The sequence below is a fragment of the Streptomyces sp. NPDC051921 genome (assembly GCF_040680975.1).
Taxonomy (GTDB): domain Bacteria; phylum Actinomycetota; class Actinomycetes; order Streptomycetales; family Streptomycetaceae; genus Streptomyces.
Genome location: NZ_JBFAXU010000005.1, coordinates 70,073 through 87,834, shown reverse-complemented (window position 1 = coordinate 87,834; position 17,762 = coordinate 70,073). Strand labels below are relative to the sequence as shown.

Annotated in this window: 13 protein-coding genes; 8 read left to right on the top strand and 5 right to left on the bottom strand. The window is 70.2% G+C overall.

Features of this window, described 5'->3' with window-relative positions:
- Positions 1 to 3: 3 nt before the first annotated feature.
- From AB0M16_RS08955 to AB0M16_RS08920, 8 genes are all read left to right on the top strand, one after another.
- Positions 4 to 933 (top strand): sugar ABC transporter permease, encoded by a 930-nt coding sequence (locus AB0M16_RS08955; RefSeq protein ID WP_365340410.1) that lies wholly within the window; start codon positions 4 to 6, stop codon positions 931 to 933.
- Positions 934 to 948: 15 nt separating this feature from the next.
- On the top strand, positions 949 to 1,893 hold the full coding sequence (locus tag AB0M16_RS08950) for a carbohydrate ABC transporter permease (RefSeq protein ID WP_365340408.1): 945 nt from the start codon (positions 949 to 951) through the stop codon (positions 1,891 to 1,893).
- Between the two features lie 157 nt (positions 1,894 to 2,050).
- Entirely contained in the window at positions 2,051 to 3,298 is a 1,248-nt protein-coding gene (locus tag AB0M16_RS08945) for an ROK family transcriptional regulator (protein ID WP_365340406.1), read from the top strand.
- A gap of 131 nt (positions 3,299 to 3,429) precedes the next feature.
- Positions 3,430 to 4,521, top strand: a complete 1,092-nt coding sequence (locus AB0M16_RS08940; protein WP_365340757.1) for a substrate-binding domain-containing protein — start codon at positions 3,430 to 3,432, stop codon at positions 4,519 to 4,521.
- A gap of 173 nt (positions 4,522 to 4,694) precedes the next feature.
- Positions 4,695 to 5,537, top strand: a complete 843-nt coding sequence (locus AB0M16_RS08935) for an ATP-binding cassette domain-containing protein (RefSeq protein WP_365340404.1) — start codon at positions 4,695 to 4,697, stop codon at positions 5,535 to 5,537.
- 41 nt (positions 5,538 to 5,578) lie between these two features.
- Positions 5,579 to 6,838, top strand: coding sequence for a sugar ABC transporter permease (locus AB0M16_RS08930; RefSeq protein ID WP_365340755.1), 1,260 nt, complete (start codon positions 5,579 to 5,581; stop codon positions 6,836 to 6,838).
- Positions 6,839 to 7,042: 204 nt separating this feature from the next.
- Positions 7,043 to 8,962, top strand: coding sequence for a 1-deoxy-D-xylulose-5-phosphate synthase (gene dxs / locus AB0M16_RS08925; RefSeq protein ID WP_365340402.1), 1,920 nt, complete (start codon positions 7,043 to 7,045; stop codon positions 8,960 to 8,962).
- Between the two features lie 158 nt (positions 8,963 to 9,120).
- Entirely contained in the window at positions 9,121 to 10,599 is a 1,479-nt protein-coding gene (locus AB0M16_RS08920; protein ID WP_365340400.1) for an amino acid permease, read from the top strand.
- A 303-nt stretch (positions 10,600 to 10,902) separates the two neighbouring features.
- On the opposite strand, the gene AB0M16_RS08915 is transcribed toward AB0M16_RS08920, so the two are convergent.
- The 5 genes from AB0M16_RS08915 to AB0M16_RS08895 all read right to left on the bottom strand — a co-directional run bounded on the left by AB0M16_RS08915 (position 10,903) and on the right by AB0M16_RS08895 (position 17,591).
- The gene (locus tag AB0M16_RS08915; protein ID WP_365340398.1) at positions 10,903 to 13,041 is read right to left on the bottom strand and encodes a 3-hydroxyacyl-CoA dehydrogenase NAD-binding domain-containing protein; all 2,139 of its coding nucleotides are present in this window, start codon (positions 13,039 to 13,041) and stop codon (positions 10,903 to 10,905) included.
- Positions 13,038 to 14,264, bottom strand: coding sequence for an acetyl-CoA C-acyltransferase (locus tag AB0M16_RS08910; protein WP_365340396.1), 1,227 nt, complete (start codon positions 14,262 to 14,264; stop codon positions 13,038 to 13,040). The genes AB0M16_RS08915 and AB0M16_RS08910 overlap by 4 nt, the downstream gene beginning before the upstream one ends.
- Positions 14,265 to 14,522: 258 nt before the next feature.
- Positions 14,523 to 15,806 carry a ribonuclease D gene (locus tag AB0M16_RS08905; RefSeq protein WP_365340393.1) on the bottom strand — a complete coding sequence of 428 codons (1,284 nt, stop codon included), beginning with the start codon at positions 15,804 to 15,806 and terminating at the stop codon, positions 14,523 to 14,525.
- A gap of 146 nt (positions 15,807 to 15,952) precedes the next feature.
- Positions 15,953 to 16,618 (bottom strand): response regulator transcription factor, encoded by a 666-nt coding sequence (locus AB0M16_RS08900; protein WP_017242457.1) that lies wholly within the window; start codon positions 16,616 to 16,618, stop codon positions 15,953 to 15,955.
- 232 nt (positions 16,619 to 16,850) lie between these two features.
- On the bottom strand, positions 16,851 to 17,591 hold the full coding sequence (locus AB0M16_RS08895; RefSeq protein WP_365340391.1) for a DUF3000 domain-containing protein: 741 nt from the start codon (positions 17,589 to 17,591) through the stop codon (positions 16,851 to 16,853).
- Positions 17,592 to 17,762: the final 171 nt, after the last annotated feature.

Below are 17,762 nucleotides of genomic sequence, written 5' to 3'. Positions count from 1 at the left end.
GCCATGCGCAAAGGGCAGTACAAGTTCGTCACGGGATTCCTCTTCATACCCGTGGCCCTCTATCTGGTCTTCGTCATCTGGCCGTACATCCAGACGTTCGGCTACTCGCTGACCGACTGGAAGGGCCAGTCGCAGACCTTCTCCTTCGTCGGGCTCGACAATTACGTCGCGCTGTTCAAGGACGACATCTTCCTGGGAGCGGTCTGGCACAACATCCTGTTCCTGGTGTTCATTCCGGTGATCACCATTCTGCTCGCCCTCTTCTTCGCCTTCATGGTGAACGCGGGCGGGCGGAGCCGGGCCGGCGGCGTCGCGGGCGTCGCCGGGTCCAAGTTCTACAAGGTCGTCTACTTCTTCCCGCAGGTGCTCTCGCTCGCGATCCTCGCCGTCCTCTTCGGCGCCGTGTACCGCAGCGACTCCGGCGGCATGCTCAACGGCCTCCTGCTGAAGCTGGGCCTCATCGAGGCCGACCGGCCGGTCGAGTGGCTGAACGAGCCCAACTTCGTCCTGTGGGCCCTGGTCGCGGTCGTCGTCTGGCACGGCGTGGGCTTCTACCTGGTGCTCTTCTCCGCCGCCATGCAGTCCATCCCGCGGGACATCTACGAGGCGGCGCTGATCGACGGCGCCGGCCGCGCCCAGTCCTTCTTCCGCATCACGCTGCCGCTGCTGTGGGACGCCGTGCAGACCGCCTGGGTCTACCTCGGCATCGTCGCCATGGACATGTTCGTCCTGGTCTCCACCATGACCCAGGGCGAGTTCGGCGGTGGCCCCGACCACCACAGCGAGACCATGTCGACGGTCATGATGCGGAACTTCCTCTACTACGGCAAGAGCGGTTACGCCTGCGCCATGGGCGTGGTCATGCTGCTGCTCACCCTGATCGTGTCCGTGGTCACGCTGCGCGCCACCCGCCGCGAGCGCCTCGAGTTCTGAGCGGGAGAACCCACGATGACTGCACCCATCCAGAAGTCCGACGCCCCCACCACGAGCGGCGCCGGCGTGCCCCGCCAGCGCGCCGCGGGCAAGGGCGGCGCCCCGGCGCCGGGCCCGGCCCGTGAGGGCACCGTCCTCAACGTCTTCTCGCACGGCTTCCTCGCCCTCTGGGCGCTGATGATCGTGCTGCCGCTGATCTGGCTCGTGCTGAGCTCCTTCAAGACCGACTCCCAGATCGCCGGGTCGGCCTTCGGCTGGCCGGCGAACTGGTCCCTCGACGTCTTCTCGCGTGCCTGGAACAAGGGCATCGGCGACTACTTCGTCAACACGATCGTCGTCCTGGTGTTCTCGGTGCCGCTGACCATGCTCTTCGGCTCCATGGCGGCGTACGTGCTGGCCCGCTACCAGTTCTGGGGCAACCGGCTCATCTACTACTTCTTCGTGGCCGGCGCGATGTTCCCGGTCTTCCTGGCGCTCGTCCCGCTCTTCTTCATGGTGAAGATGCTCGGGATGCTCAACACCTACCAGGGCCTCGTCCTGGTGTACGTCGCGTACTCGATGCCGTTCACCGTCTTCTTCATGCACTCCTTCTTCAGGACGCTGCCGACGGCCGTCTTCGAGGCCGCGATCCTGGACGGCGCCTCGCACACCCGGGCCTTCTTCCAGGTCATGCTGCCGATGGCCAAGCCGGGCCTGCTCAGCGTCGGCATCTTCAACACGCTGGGGCAGTGGAACCAGTTCCTGCTGCCGACCGTGCTGATGCAGCCGCAGAGCGGTGACGACCCCGAGCGCTACGTGCTGACCCAGGGCCTGATCCAGCTCCAGCAGCAGCAGGGCTACGAGACCGACCTTCCGGTGCTCTTCGCCGGCGTGACCATCGCCATGATCCCGATGCTGGTGGTCTACCTGTCCTTCCAGCGGCAGGTCCAGGCGGGTCTCACTTCGGCCACGCTCAAGTAACGACACCGGCGCCGAGAGGTCCGGTCCCGGGGACTCCACCCCCGGGACCGGACTTTTTGCGTCCGATTTCGACTACCGTCGAGGACTTGACGACGACAAGCCCCACAGCGGAGCTTGGAGTTCATAACTTGTACACGTCGTAGGGTGGAGAGAGTCAATGGAGACTCCGGGGTCGCAGTCCTCGCTGCACCGGGCCAATCTTGAGCGGGTCGTCCGGGCGGTACGGATGGCCGGATCGCTCACCCAGGCGGAGATCGCCCGGGCGACGGGCCTGTCCGCCGCCACGGTCTCCAACATCGTGCGGGAGCTGAAGGACGGCGGGACGGTCGAGGTCACCCCGACCTCCGCCGGGGGCCGGCGGGCCCGCAGCGTCTCGCTGAGCGGCGACGCCGGCATCGTCATCGGCGTCGACTTCGGGCACACCCACCTGCGGGTCGCGGTCGGCAACCTGGCCCACCAGGTGCTCGCCGAGGAGGCCGAGCCGCTGGACGTGGACGCCTCGTCCGCAGAGGGCTTCGACCGGGCGGAACAGCTGGTCAGCAGGCTGATCGCGGCCACCGGCATCGGCCGGGACAAGGTCGTCGGCGTCGGCCTCGGCGTCCCCGGCCCGATCGACGTCTCCTCGGGCACCCTGGGCTCCACGTCGATCCTGCCGGGCTGGAGCGGGATCAACCCCGCCGACGAGCTCTCCGCCCGCCTCGGCGTCCCCGTGCACGTCGACAACGACGCCAACCTGGGAGCGCTCGGCGAGCTGGTCTGGGGCAGCGGCCGGGGCGTGAAGGACCTCGCGTACATCAAGGTCGCCAGCGGCGTCGGCGCCGGTCTGGTGATCGACGGGCGGGTCTACCGGGGCCCGGGCGGCACGGCCGGCGAGATCGGCCACATCACGCTCGACGAGTCGGGCCCGGTCTGCCGCTGCGGCAACCGGGGCTGCCTGGAGACCTTCACGGCCGCCCGCTACGTGCTGCCGCTGCTCCAGTCCAGCCACGGCCCCGATCTGACCATGGAACGGGTCGTCCAGCTGGCCCGGGAGGGTGACCCGGGCTGCCGCCGGGTGATCGCCGACGTGGGGCGGCACATCGGCAGCGGCGTCGCCAACCTCTGCAACCTCCTGAACCCCAGCCGGGTGGTCCTCGGCGGCGACCTCGCCGAGGCCGGGGAGCTGGTCCTGGCGCCCATCAGGGACTCCGTGTCGCGCTACGCCATCCCCAGCGCCGCCCGGCAGCTCTCGCTGGCCCCGGGGGCCCTGGGGGGCCGTGCGGAGGTCCTCGGCGCGCTGGCCCTGGTGCTCAGCGAGATGGGCGATTCGACCCTTCTGGAAGGTTCGGTGGGTTCTGTGGGCTCCGGTGGCACTGTGCGCCCCCTGTCCGGCACCGCGACGACCCCGGCGCCTGCCTTCACTTAGATAACGAATGGCACCGTTGTCGTCTCGTTAAGGATTTACTCCTTGACGTCGACCGTGCGGCCGAGTTGACTTCCAGCCACCTCGGCCGCAATGTCGCGGCCTCGTCAGGGAGGCAACCCCACATGAACGCAATGACGCGTCGCGTCGTCATAGGCACCGCCGCGGTTTCCATGGCCCTCTCCCTCGCCGCGTGCGGCAAGGCCGGCGACAACGGCTCGGGCGACTCGAACGGCGGCGACGGCAAGACCATCGGTCTGCTGCTGCCGGAGAACAAGACCACGCGTTACGAGACCTTCGACCGCCCGATCATCGAGGCGAAGATCAAGGCGCTCTGCTCCGACTGCGAGGTCAAGTACAACAACGCCGCGCAGGACACCGAGACGCAGAAGAAGCAGTTCGACGCGCTCGTCACGCAGGGCGTGAAGGTCATCATCCTGGACTCGGTCGACTACAAGGCCACCAAGTCCTGGGTCCAGCAGGCCGAGAAGAAGGGCGTCAAGGTCGTCGCCTACGACCGCCTGGCCGAGGGCCCGATCTCCGCCTACGTCTCGTACGACAACGAGAAGATCGGCCGCCTCCAGGGTGAGGCGCTCGTGAAGGCGCTCGGCGACAAGGCGAAGGACGCCAACGTTGTCATGATCAACGGTTCGCCGACCGACCCCAACGCCCCGCTGTTCAAGAAGGGCGCCCACAGCGTCATCGACGGCGGCGTCAAGAAGGTCGTCTACGAGCAGGACATCCCGGACTGGTCCCCGGACGAGGCCAACAAGAAGATGGGTGCCGCCATCGACTCCCTGGGCAAGACCGGCTTCCAGGGCGTGTACTCGGCCAACGACGGCATGGCCGGCGGCATCATCACCGCCCTCGCCAAGCAGGGCGTCAAGGTCCCGGTCGGCGGTCAGGACGCCGAACTCGCCGGTCTGCAGCGCATCCTGAAGGGCGACCAGGCCTTCACGATCTACAAGCAGATCAAGCCCGAGGCCGAGACCACCGCCGAGATCGCGGTCAAGCTCCTCAAGGGCGAGAAGATCGACTCCCTGACCCCGGTCAAGGTCACCAGCCTCACCGGCGAGTTCAAGGACATCCCGGCCAAGCTGTACGACGCGCAGGTCGTGACCAAGGAGAACATCGCCTCCACGATCATCGCCGACAACGTCTACAAGGCCGCCGACATCTGCACCGCCGAGTACAAGGCGGCCTGCGAGGCGGCGGGCATCAAGTAGGCCCGCCGGGCCCCCGGCCCGCCCGCGCCCCCCACGCAGAAACGGTCCGGCGCTCCCGCCCCGTCCACCACGCCCCGCAAGCGGGGGCGGGGCGCCGGACTCCCCTCGTACCCCCTCCTCCCCTCCGAGGGGGTCCCCCGCACCACATCCCCGCCGGTCAGGCGGCGAAGGAGATGATTCACGTGTCCGCTACGCCCGTGCTGGCGTTGCGCGGGGTCTCCAAGCGGTTCGGCGCCGTCCAGGTGCTCACCGATGTCGATCTGGAGATCCACGCCGGAGAGGTCGTCGCCCTCGTGGGCGACAACGGCGCCGGCAAGTCGACCCTCGTCAAGACGATCTCGGGTGTCCACCCGATCGACGAGGGGTCCATCGAATGGGACGGCCGCCCCGTCCAGATCACCAAGCCGCACGACTCCCAGAACCTCGGGGTCGCGACCGTCTACCAGGACCTGGCGCTCTGCGACAACCTCGACGTCGTCGCCAACCTCTTCCTCGGCAGCGAGCTCAGCTCCGGTTCCGTCCTCGACGAGATCGCCATGGAGAAGCGCGCCCGGGAGCTCCTGGACACCCTGTCCATCCGCATCCCGTCGGTCCGCATACCCGTCGCCGCCCTCTCCGGCGGTCAGCGCCAGGTCGTGGCGATCGCCCGCGCCCTGATCGGCGACCCGAAGATCGTCATCCTGGACGAGCCCACCGCCGCCCTCGGCGTCGAGCAGACCGCACAGGTGCTCGACCTCGTGGAGCGGCTGCGCGAACGCGGCCACGGCGTCATCCTCATCAGCCACAACATGGCCGACGTCCGCGCCGTCGCGGACCGCGTCGCGGTGCTCCGACTCGGCCGCAACAACGGCGACTTCAAGGTCGCCGAGACCAGCCACGAAGAGATCATCGCCGCCATCACCGGTGCCACGGACAACGCCGTGACCCGCCGGCAGGCCCGCAAGGCCGAGGTCACCGAGGCCACCGAGAACACCGAGAACGCCGAGAACACCGCCGCGAAGGGGGCCGCCAAGTGAGCGAGCTCGCCAAGACCCCCGAAGCCCCCGAGGCCGCCCCCGTGGCGCCCGTCGAGGAGTCCGCGGCGCCCGTCCCGGCCGTCGACCCCCGCCTCCTCGTCCGCGAGGAGGGCATCAAGGGCTACTGGACGGAGTTCACCCGCAAGATCCGCGGCGGTGAACTCGGCTCCCTGCCCGTGATCCTGGGCCTGATCGTCATCGCGGTCGTCTTCCAGATCCAGAACAGCAACTTCCTGTCCGCGAGCTCCGTCGCCAACGTCGCCGTCTACGCCTCCGGCCTCGGCATCATGGCGGTCGGCATCGTCTTCGTCCTCGTCCTCGGCGAGATCGACCTGTCGATGGGCTCCGTCGCCGGCGTCGGTGCCGCCGTCTGGGCCGGCCTCCAGGTCAGCAACGGGATGAACGAGTGGCTGGCCATCGTGCTCGCGGTGCTCAGCGGCACCGCCATCGGCGCGCTGCACGGCTTCTTCTTCGCGAAGATCGGCGTCCCCGCCTTCGTCGTCACCCTCGCGGGCTTCCTCGGCTGGATGGGCCTCCAGGAGTGGCTCATGGGCGGCGAGGGCTCCATCAACACGCCGTCCGGCAGCGTGGTGGAGAACCTCACCAACTACTTCTTCGCCGACAAGATCGCCGCCTACGGTCTCGCCCTGGCCGCCGTCGCCGCGTACGTGCTGTCCCTGCTGCGCGACAGCAGCCGCCGCAAGGCCGCGCGGCTCCCGGCCCGCCCGGTCAGCGAGATCGTGCTGCGCGCCGGCGTCGTCGCCGTCCTGGTCTTCGTCGTCGCGTACGTGATGAACGAGCCCGCCGGCGCCCGCGGCCTGCCGCTCGCCCTGGTGCTCTTCCTGGCCGTCCTGGTGATCGCCGACTTCGTCGCCCGCCGCACCCTCTTCGGCCGCAAGGTCTTCGCGGTCGGCGGCAACGCCGAGGCGGCCCGCCGCGCCGGCATCAACGTCGACCTGGTCCGGATCGCCGTCTTCGCGATCTCCGGCACCCTCGCCGCCTTCGGCGGTCTGTTCATCGCGAGCCTGTCCGGCGGCGCCACCAAGAGCCTCGGCGGCGGCAACACGCTGATGCTGGTCATCGCCGCGGCCGTGATCGGCGGCACCAGCCTCTTCGGCGGCCGCGGCAAGGTCTGGTCGGCACTCCTGGGCATGATCGTGATCCAGTCGATCCAGCAGGGCCTGAACATGATCGGCATGTCCAACGCGATCCAGAACATGATCACCGGCGCGGTGCTGCTCGCCGCCGTCGTGATCGACTCGGTCTCCCGCCGCACGCAGAAGACCGCGGGTCGCGCGTAACCAACGTCACGTACAGTCCGCCCGGCGCCGTGAAACCGGCGCCGGGCGCTGCTGCGTCCGGACCAGTGCACCGGCCGGTCAGATCAGTGGTGTGTCGGCCATCGGGGTGATGCGCCACCCCGAGCCCGATGCCCACGATCCAAGACGGAACATTAGACTCGACAAATCGGCAAGCTCGACCAGTTCAAACGCAAGGAGGCACGGGTGGCTCTGCTGACCCGTATCAGGGGACCGCGAGATCTGGACCGGCTCTCCTCGGAACAGCTGGACCAGCTGGCCGGAGAGATCAGGACTTTCCTCGTGGACGCCGTCTCCAAGACCGGCGGGCACCTCGGTCCCAACCTCGGCGTGGTCGAGCTGACCATCGCCCTGCACCGCGTCTTCGACTCGCCCAGGGACAAGGTCCTGTGGGACACCGGCCACCAGAGCTACGTGCACAAGCTGCTCACCGGCCGCCAGGACTTCTCCAAGCTCAAGATGAAGGGCGGCCTGTCCGGCTACCCCTCGCAGGCCGAGTCCGAGCACGACGTCATCGAGAACTCGCACGCCTCGACCGTCCTCGGCTGGGCCGACGGCCTGGCCAAGGCCAACGAGATCCTGAAGAAGGACGACCACGTCGTCGCGGTCATCGGCGACGGCGCCCTCACCGGCGGCATGGCCTGGGAGGCGCTGAACAACATCGCCGACGCCAAGGACCGCCCGCTCGTCATCGTCGTCAACGACAACGAGCGCTCCTACGCGCCCACCATCGGCGGCCTCGCCAACCACCTGGCGACCCTGCGCACCACCGACGGCTACGAGCGCTTCCTCGCCCGCGGCAAGGACATCCTGGAGCGCACCCCCGTCGTCGGGAAGCCGCTCTACGAGACCCTGCACGGCGCCAAGAAGGGCCTGAAGGACTTCATCGCCCCGCAGGGCATGTTCGAGGACCTGGGCCTGAAGTACGTCGGCCCCATCGACGGCCACGACATCGAGGCCCTGGAGTCGGCGCTCACCCGCGCCAAGCGCTTCGGCGGCCCGGTCATCGTCCACTGCCTCACCGAGAAGGGCCGCGGTTACCAGCCCGCCCTCCAGGACGAGGCCGACCGCTTCCACGCCGTCGGCAAGATCCACCCCGACACCGGTCTGCCGATCGCCTCCTCCGGCGCCGACTGGACCAGCGTCTTCGGCGAGGAGATGGTGGCGCTCGGCAAGGAGCGCGAGGACATCGTCGCGATCACCGCCGCCATGCTGCAGCCGGTCGGCCTCGACAAGTTTGCCAAGGCCTTCCCCGAGCGGGTGTTCGACGTCGGCATCGCCGAGCAGCACGGCGCGGTCTCCGCGGCCGGCCTCGCGACCGGCGGTCTCCACCCGGTGTTCGCGGTCTACGCGACCTTCCTCAACCGCGCCTTCGACCAGGTCCTGATGGACGTGGCCCTGCACAAGTGCGGTGTCACCTTCGTCCTGGACCGGGCCGGTGTCACCGGCACCGACGGCGCCTCCCACAACGGCATGTGGGACATGTCGATCCTTCAGGTCGTGCCCGGCCTGCGGCTCGCCGCCCCGCGCGACGCCGACCAGGTCCGCGCCCAGCTGCGCGAGGCCGTCGAGGTCACCGACGCCCCCACCGTGGTCCGCTTCTCCAAGGGTGCGGTCGGCCCGGCCGTCCCCGCCCTGCGCCGGGTCGGCGGCATGGACGTGCTGCGCGAGGCCGGCAGCGACAAGCCGGACGTGCTGCTCGTCTCGGTGGGCGCGCTCGCCCCGATGTGCCTGGAGATCGCCGACCTGCTCGACAAGCAGGGCATCTCCACCACCGTGGTCGACCCGCGCTGGGTCAAGCCGGTGGACGAGGCCCTGGCCCCGCTCGCCGAGCAGCACCGGGTGGTCGTCACGGTCGAGGACAACAGCCGGGTCGGCGGCGTCGGCTCCGCCGTGGCGCAGGCCCTGCGCGACGCGGGCGTGGACGTGCCGCTGCGTGACTTCGGCATCCCGCCGCGCTTCCTCGACCACGCCTCGCGGGCCGAGGTCATGGCCGAGATCGGGCTGACGGCCCCGGACATCGCGCGCCAGGTCACCGGTCTGGTCTCCCGTCTGGACGGGCGGTTCGAGAGCAGCAGCCAGGCCGTGGAGTCCGCGCGCGACTGACGCGGAAGCACCTCACTCGGCGTCACCTTTGGGCCGGTCGGACCACACCTTCGGGTGCCGACCGGCCCTTCCGCGTGCATCCTGGCTTCAGGGCGGGCAGCCCCATGCCCAGGAGGTACGACGTGAGTACGGACCAGCAGCCACGCGCGAATTCCGGAATGTTCCGGACCAAGACGGTCGAACAGTCCATCCGCGACACCGAGGAACCGGAGCACGCGCTCAAGAAGTCCTTGTCCGCGTGGGACCTGACGGTCTTCGGTGTCGGTGTCATCATCGGCACCGGCATCTTCGTCCTCACCGGCAAGGTGGCGAAGGAGAACGCCGGCCCCGCCACTGCCTTGGCGTTCGTCGCCGCCGGCATCGTGTGCGCCCTGGCGGCCCTGTGCTACGCGGAGTTCGCCTCCACCGTGCCGGTGGCCGGTTCGGCGTACACCTTCGCGTACGCCTCCATCGGCGAGCTTCCGGCCTGGATCATCGGCTGGGACCTCGTCCTGGAGTTCGCGCTCGGCACGGCGGTCGTCGCCGTCGGCTGGTCGGGCTACGTGCGCTCGCTCATGGACAACGTCGGCTGGCACCTACCCGCCTGGATGGAAGGCCCGGACGTGGCCGGCGGCACCTTCGACCTCCTGGCCTTCATCCTCGTGCTGGTGCTGACCGCGATCCTCGTCGTCGGCATGAAGCTGTCCGCCCGGATCACCGCGGTCGTCGTCGCCATCAAGGTGACCGTCGTGATGATCGTGATCATCGCGGGCCTGTTCTTCATCGTCGGTGACAACTACAAGCCGTTCATCCCGCCGGCCGTCACTCCGCCGGGCGGCACCTCCGGCTGGGATTCCCCGATGGTCCAGCTGATCTTCGGTTACGAGCCGAGCAACTTCGGCGTCATGGGCATCTTCACCGCCGCCTCCGTGGTCTTCTTCGCCTTCATCGGCTTCGACGTGGTCGCCACCGCCGCCGAGGAGACCAAGCTGCCGCAGCGCGACATGCCCCGGGGCATCCTCGGCTCGCTGTTCATCTGCACCGTGCTGTACGTGGCGGTCGCGCTGGTGGTGACCGGCATGCAGCACTACACCGAACTGTCGGTCAGCGCCCCGCTCGCCGACGCCTTCAAGGCCGTGGGCCACCCCTTCTACGCGGGCGTCATCAGTTTCGGCGCCGCCGTCGGCCTCACCACGGTCTGTCTGATCCTGCTGCTCGGCCAGACCCGTGTCTTCTTCGCGATGAGCCGCGACGGCCTGCTGCCGCGCTTCTTCTCCATCACGCACCCGCGCTTCAAGACCCCGTACCGGCCGACCATCCTGCTCGGCGTGGTCATCGCGATCGTCGCCGGGTTCACCAGCATCAACGAGCTCGCGACGCTGGTGAACATCGGCACCCTGTTCGCCTTCGTGATGGTCGCCATCGGCGTCATCATCCTCCGGCGCACCCGCCCCGACCTGCACCGGGCCTTCCGCACCCCCTGGGTGCCGGTCCTCCCGATCCTCTCCGTCGCGGCCTCCCTCTGGCTGATGCTCAACCTGCCGGGCGAGACCTGGTTCCGCTTCGCGGTCTGGATGCTGATCGGACTGGTCGTCTACTTCCTGTACGGACGCAGCCACAGCCGCCTGGGCCGGGTGGGACAGGACGCCAGGTACTGACGGCCACGAGAGCGCAGGCCGTGACGGCCACGCCGAAGGCCGATACGGGGACGGGCCCGGAAGCCATGCTTCCGGGCCCGTCCCGGTCCCGGGGAGGCCGAACGGACGCCCCTACGACGGCAGGGCACGCGGCCCCGCGCCGGTCCTTCCACCAGCCTCCCCCAGACGTCGTCCGGGGGGACCCCCAGCACCGACCCGACCACGTTGGCGCCGTCCACGATCAGAAGATCCGTGCACCCAGCATGACGGCCCCGGCACCACGAGGGTGCCGGGGCCGTCACACGTACGGGTGAGCGAGCGGTGTTACGCCGGGACGCTCGCCACGCCCTGCGCCAGGAACCGCTTGCCGTTGACGCGCTCGGAGACGCCCTCACGGTCCAGGTACGGCGTGATGCCGCCCAGGTGGAAGGGCCAGCCCGCGCCGGTGATCAGGCAGAGGTCGATGTCCTGCGCCTCGGCGACGACACCCTCCTCCAGCATCAGGCCGATCTCCTGCGCCACCGCGTCCAGGACGCGGTCGCGGGCCTGCTCCTCGGTCAGGACGACGTCGCCCTGCTTCAGGAGCGCGGCGACCTCGGGGTCGAGCTCCGGCTTGAAGCCGTTCTCCGCGTTGTAGACGTAGAAGCCGCGCTTGCCGGCCTCGACGACGGCCTTCAGGTTGGGGGAGACGGTGAAGCGCTCGGGGAAGGAGCGGTTCAGGGTCTCGGAGACGTGCAGACCGATGGCCGGGCCGACGAGCTCCAGGAGGACCAGCGGGGACATCGGCAGACCCAGCGGCTCGACCGCCTTCTCCGCCGTGGCCACCGGGGTGCCCTCGTCGATGATGTTCTGGATCTCCCCCATGAAGCGGGTCAGGATGCGGTTCACGACGAACGCCGGGGCGTCCTTCGTCAGCACACCCGTCTTCTTCAGCTTCTTGGCGACGGCGAAGGCCGTGGCCAGCGAGGCGTCGTCGGTCTTCTCGCCGCGGACGATCTCCAGGAGCGGGAGGATCGCGACCGGGTTGAAGAAGTGGAAGCCGACCACGCGCTCCGGGTGCTGGAGCTTGGAGGCCATCTCCGACACGGACAGCGAGGAGGTGTTGGTGGCGAGGATGGCGTGCGCCGGGGCGACCGCCTCGACCTCGGCGAACACCTTCTGCTTGACCGTCATCTCCTCGAACACGGCCTCGATGATGAAGTCCGCGTCCGCGAAGCCCTCGGCCTTGTCCAGGACACCGGAGACCAGGCCCTTGAGACGGTTGGCCTTGTCCTGGTTGATGCGGCCCTTGCCGAGCAGCTTCTCGATCTCGGCGTGGACGTAGCCCACACCCTTGTCGACGCGCTCCTGGTCGATGTCGGTCAGGACGACCGGCACCTCGAGGCGGCGCAGGAAGAGCAGGGCCAGCTGGGAGGCCATCAGACCGGCGCCGACGACACCGACCTTGGTGACCGGGCGGGCCAGGTTCTTGTCCGGAGCGCCGGCGGGGCGCTTGCCGCGCTTCTGCACCAGGTTGAAGGCGTAGATGCCGGAGCGCAGTTCGCCACCCATGATCAGGTCGGCGAGGGCCTGGTCCTCGGCGTCGAAGCCCTTCTGCAGGTCGCCGTCCTTGGACGCCTCGATGATGTCGAGGGCGCGGTAGGCGGCCGGGGCGGCGCCGTGCACCTTGGAGTCGGCGATGGCGCGGCCCTTGGCGACGGCCTGGTCCCAGCCCTCACCGCGGTCGATCTCCGGGCGCTCGACGGTGACGTCGCCCTTCAGGACCTGGGCGGTCCAGATGAGGGACTGCTCCAGGAAGTCGGCACCCTCGAAGAGGGCGTCGGCGATGCCGAGCTCGAAGACCTGCTTGCCCTTGAGCTGGCGGTTCTGGTTGAGGCTGTTCTCGATGATGACCGAGACGGCCTTCTCCGCGCCGATCAGGTTCGGCAGGATCGTGCAGCCGCCCCAGCCGGGCACCAGGCCGAGGAAGACCTCGGGCAGCGAGAAGGCCGGGAGGGCCTTCGAGACGGTGCGGTAGGTGCAGTGCAGACCGACCTCGACGCCGCCGCCCATGGCCGCGCCGTTGTAGTACGCGAAGGTCGGGACGGCCAGGTTCGCCAGACGCTTGAACACGTCGTGGCCGCCCTTGCCGATGGCGAGCGCGTCGGAGTGCTGCTTGAGCAGCTCGACGCCCTTGAGGTCCGCGCCGACGGCGAAGATGAACGGCTTGCCGGTGATGCCGGCGCCGACGATCTCACCGTTCGCGGCCTCGGCCTCGACCTGGTCGATCGCCGTGTTGAGGTTGGCGAGCGACTGCGGGCCGAAGGTGGTCGGCTTGGTGTGGTCGAAGCCGTTGTCCAGCGTGATCAGCGCGAACCGGCCCGCACCCGCGGGGAGTTCGAAGTGCCGTACGTGGGCCGAGGTGACGACCTCGTCCGGGAAGAGCTCGGCGGCGCCCTTCAGAAGCTCTGCGGTGGTGCTCACTTGCTGCCTCCGGCGTCCTTGTGGTTCGGGTTCTCCCAGATGACCGTCGCGCCCATGCCGAAGCCGACGCACATGGTGGTGAGGCCGTAGCGGACCTCCGGCTGCTCCTCGAACTGGCGGGCCAGCTGCGTCATCAGACGGACGCCGGAGGAGGCGAGCGGGTGGCCGTACGCGATGGCGCCGCCGTACTGGTTGACGCGGGCGTCGTCGTCGGCGATGCCGTAGTGCTCCAGGAAGGCGAGGACCTGCACGGCGAAGGCCTCGTTGATCTCGAAGAGACCGATGTCCGAGATGGACAGACCGGCCTTCGCCAGCGCCTTCTCGGTGGCCGGGATCGGGCCGTAGCCCATGACCTCGGGCTCCACGCCGGCGAAGGCGTAGGAGACCAGGCGCATCTTCACCGGGAGGTTGTTCTCGCGGGCGAAGTCCTCGGAGGCGATGATCGAGGCCGTGGCGCCGTCGTTCAGGCCGGCCGCGTTGCCCGCGGTGACGTTGCCGTGGACGCGGAACGGCGTCTTCAGGTTCGCCAGCGACTCCAGGGTGGTGCCCGGGCGCATCGGCTCGTCGGCCGTGACCAGGCCCCAGCCGGTCTCGCCGCCCTCGGGCGAGGTGCGGCGGACCGAGATCGGCACCAGGTCCTGCTGGATCTTGCCGTCGGCGTACGCCTTGCCGGCCTTCTCCTGCGAGCGCACGGCGTACTCGTCGGCGCGCTGCTTGGTGATGGTCGGGTAGCGGTCGTGCAGGTTCTCGGCGGTCATGCCCATGAACAGGGCGGACTCGTCGACCAGCTTCTCGCTCACGAAGCGCGGGTTCGGGTCGACGCCCTCGCCCATGGGGTGACGGCCCATGTGCTCGACACCACCGGCGATGACGGCGTCGTAGGCGCCGAAGGCGATCGAACCGGCCACCGAGGTGACGGCGGTCAGGGCGCCAGCGCACATGCGGTCGATCGAGTAGCCCGGCACGGACTGCGGCAGGCCCGCGAGGATGCCGGCGGTACGGCCGAGGGTCAGGCCCTGGTCGCCGATCTGCGTGGTCGCGGCGATGGCGACCTCGTCGATCTTGGCGGGGTCGAGGCCCGGGTTGCGGCGCAGCAGCTCGCGGATGGCCTTCACGACGAGGTCGTCGGCGCGGGTCTCGTGGTAGATGCCCTTCGGGCCCGCCTTGCCGAACGGGGTACGGACGCCGTCGACGAAGACGACGTCCCTGACGGTACGAGGCACGATGGCTCTCCTCCAGGGTGCGGGATGGCACTGCTGCGGGCGCGCTGCCCGGCACGCGGCTAAGCGCGCGCTTGCTACCCCCATGCTACTTGCGGGTAACCAGACTGCCCAGTCCCCCCGCCCCAAGCGGCGAAGGTCACACCCGCCGCGGGGCGCGGCGGGGCCTCGGACCGGCCCGGAGCGGCGGGAACCAGGACACGGCGAGGCCCCCGGCGCCGTCGGCACCGGGGGCCTCGTCATCGTGTCCGAGCGCGCGGCCTACGCCCGCGCGGCCAGGGCGGTGACCAGCAGCGGGGTCACCAGCTCCACCTGCCAGGGGCGGGCGCCGTGGCCGGTGAGGGCGGCGGCGACCGTGTCCGGGCCGGCCGGGGACGGCGGCTCCCAGCAGACGCGGCGGACCGTGTCCGGGGTGATCAGGTTCTCCTGCGGCAGGTTCAGCTCCTCCGCGAGGGCGGAGACCGCGGCGCGCGCGGCGGAGAGCCGGGCCGCGGCGGCCGGGTCCTTGTCCGCCCAGGCCCGCGGCGGCGGCGGGCCCGCCACCGGCTGGCCCGGCTGCGGCAGCTCGGAGTCCGGCAGGGCCTTGGCCCGGTCCACGGCCGCCTGCCACTGCTCCAGCTGACGCCGGCTCGCCCGCTGCCCGAAGCCGGGCAGCGCCGAGAGCGCGCCCACGTTCGGCGGAAGCGCCAGGGCCGCCTCCACGATCGCCGCGTCGCTCAGCACCTTGCCGGGGGAGACGTCCCGCCGCTGCGCCACCTTGTCACGGGCGTTCCACAGCTCCCGCACGACCGCCATCTGCCGACGGCGGCGCACCTTGTGCATGCCGGACGTACGGCGCCAGGGGTCCTTGCGCGGCGCGGCGGGCGGCGCGGAGGCGATCGCGTCGAACTCCTGGAGCGCCCACTCCAGCTTGCCCTGCCGGTCGAGCTCCTTCTCCAGCTCGTCGCGCAGGTCGACCAGCAGTTCCACGTCGAGCGCCGCGTACCGCAGCCAGGGCTCGGGGAGCGGGCGGGTGGACCAGTCGACGGCGGAGTGCCCCTTCTCCAGGGCGTAGCCGAGGACCGACTCGACCATCGCGCCGAGACCGACCCGCGGGAATCCGGCGAGCCGGCCGGCGAGCTCGGTGTCGAAGAGCCGCGTCGGCACCATGCCTATGTCGCGCAGGCACGGGAGGTCCTGGGTCGCGGCGTGCAGGATCCACTCGGTGCCGGTGAGCGCCTCGCCGAGGGCGGAGAGATCGGGGCAGCCCACCGGGTCGATCAGGGCGCTTCCCGCGCCCTCCCTGCGGAGCTGGACGAGATAGGCGCGCTGCCCGTAGCGGTAGCCGGAGGCGCGTTCGGCGTCGACGGCGACGGGGCCGCGGCCGGCCGCGAAGGCGGCGATCACCTCGGCGAGGGCGTCCTCGGTGGCGACGACGGGCGGAATGCCCTCGCGGGGTTCGAGCAGCGGGATCGGCAGCCCACGCGCAGGGACGTCGTCGTCCGAGGGGGCGCCCCCGGTGGTTCGCAGTGCGGTGTCACTCGCGGTGTCTTGGGCGTCGGTCACCTGTCAAGGGTATCTGTGAATGGCAAGCGCCCATCGACGGAACAGCCGGAACGGTCGACCGCCCGGGTGGGGTCGGTCGGACCGTGACGGAACGTTCCGTCGACAGGCGCCTGCCGCTCTTCACGGCCTTCGGGCGGCCCTGCCGCTCAGTGGATGATCCCGGTGCGCAGCGCCACGGCGACCATGCCGGCCCGGTCGCCGGTGCCCAGCTTGCGGGCGATGCGGGCGAGGTGGCTCTTCACGGTGAGCGCCGACAGGCCCATGGAGACGCCGATCGCCTTGTTGGACTGGCCCTCGGCCACCAGCCGCAGCACCTCGACCTCGCGGCCGGAGAGCTCGCGGTAGCCGCCCGGGTGGCTCGGGGCACCCGGGGGGCGGCGGTGGCCGAGGCGGGCGGCCGCGGAACCGATGGGCGCGGCACCGGGGCGGGTGGGGTGCCCGATGTTGGTGCGCGTTCCGGTGACGACGTAGCCCTTGACGCCCCCGGCGAGGGCGTTGCGCACCGCGCCGATGTCGTCGGCGGCGGAGAGGGCGAGGCCGTTGGGCCAGCCCGCGGCGCGGGTCTCGGACAGCAGGGTGAGTCCGCTGCCGTCGGGGAGGTGGACGTCGGCCACGCAGATGTCGCGCGGGTTGCCGACGCGGGGACGGGCCTCCGCGATGGACGACGCCTCGATGACGTCGCGCACCCCGAGCGCCCACAGGTGGCGGGTGACGGTGGAGCGGACGCGTGGGTCGGCCACGACGACCATGGCCGTCGGCTTGTTCGGGCGGTAGGCGACCAGGCTTGCGGGCTGCTCGAGGAGAACGGACACCAGGCCTCCTGGGGAAGGTGCGGGACGGAGCCGGCTCGGGGAAGAAGCCGGGGGCGAACCCGTGCTTTGAAGGGGTCACTGACTCCTTCGGCAGCTGGGCCGCCCGCCTTTAGGGAAAGATCACGATTTGGTGAGTAACAATTGGGGCAATTCGGACGCGTGATCGATCATCGTACGAGCCTCACGCCCGTCCCACTCGAAAGTGTCCGGAAATCGACCCCCCTCGGGGGTGTCACGGCTGCTGCGGACCCCGCCGCTGCGGCAGCGAGACGACCCCGGCGCCCGAGGTCGTCCCCGAGCTCGTCCCCGGCGCCGGGTCCACCGACGGCGGCAGACCCGCGACCTGGCACAGCAGATCGCACCAGGCCGCCAGGTGCGTCCCGGTGTCCGGCACCCCGGCCGGGCCCTCCTTCGGGGTCCACGAGGCCCGGATCTCGATCTGGGTCGCCGGGCGCCGCTCCGCGAGCCCCCCGAAGTAGTGGGAGCCCGCCATGGTGACCGTCCCGCTCGCCTCGCCGTACGCCAGGCCGCGCGCCTCCATCGCCCCGGTCAGCCACGACCAGCAGACCTCCGGCAGCAGCGGGTCCGAGGCCATCTCCGGCTCCAGCTCCGCCCTGATCAGCGTCACCAGGCGGAAGGTTCCCTTCCAGGCGTCGTGCCCGGCCGGGTCGTGCAGCAGCACCAGACGCCCGTCCGCCAGGTCGTCCTCGCCGTCCACCACCGCGGCCTCCAGGGCGTAGGCGTGCGGGGCGAGCCGCTGCGGCGCTCGCGTCGGGTCGACCTCGATCTCCGGCCGCAGCCGGACCGCGCGCAGCCCCTCGACCGCCCGCCGGAACGCGGGCGGCACCGGGTCCGCCTCCGGGGGAGTCGGCGGAGTCGTGGGATCCGTGGGGTCCACCCTGTCGCCCGCTGCCTTCTCCGTCCCTCGAATGCCGTCGGAATGATCGGAAAAATGTCCCTGAGCCGCAGCCATGCCGGGAAGAGTAGGCGGAACGGGGCCCGTGCGCAGGGAGGGACACCCGGGCCGGGCGAGCGGCTTCTCGCCACATGCGAAGATTCTGGGCGTGAGTGCCAATGACCTTCCCCACACCCCAGGCTCCGCCGGGGCTGGGGAGACCCCATCCGAGGGCAACGAGACGAAGCA

What these genes read in the sequence shown, in the direction of transcription:
- AB0M16_RS08935 (WP_365340404.1), top strand. Translation starts at nt 4,695, where the DNA reads ATGATTCACGTGTCCGCTACGCCCGTGCTGGCGTTGCGCGGGGTCTCC.
- AB0M16_RS08955 (WP_365340410.1), top strand. Translation starts at nt 4, where the DNA reads ATGCGCAAAGGGCAGTACAAGTTCGTCACGGGATTCCTCTTCATACCC.
- AB0M16_RS08945 (WP_365340406.1), top strand. Translation starts at nt 2,051, where the DNA reads ATGGAGACTCCGGGGTCGCAGTCCTCGCTGCACCGGGCCAATCTTGAG.
- AB0M16_RS08950 (WP_365340408.1), top strand. Translation starts at nt 949, where the DNA reads ATGACTGCACCCATCCAGAAGTCCGACGCCCCCACCACGAGCGGCGCC.
- AB0M16_RS08895 (WP_365340391.1), bottom strand. Translation starts at nt 17,591, where the DNA reads ATGGCTGCGGCTCAGGGACATTTTTCCGATCATTCCGACGGCATTCGA.
- AB0M16_RS08940 (WP_365340757.1), top strand. Translation starts at nt 3,430, where the DNA reads ATGACGCGTCGCGTCGTCATAGGCACCGCCGCGGTTTCCATGGCCCTC.
- AB0M16_RS08920 (WP_365340400.1), top strand. Translation starts at nt 9,121, where the DNA reads ATGTTCCGGACCAAGACGGTCGAACAGTCCATCCGCGACACCGAGGAA.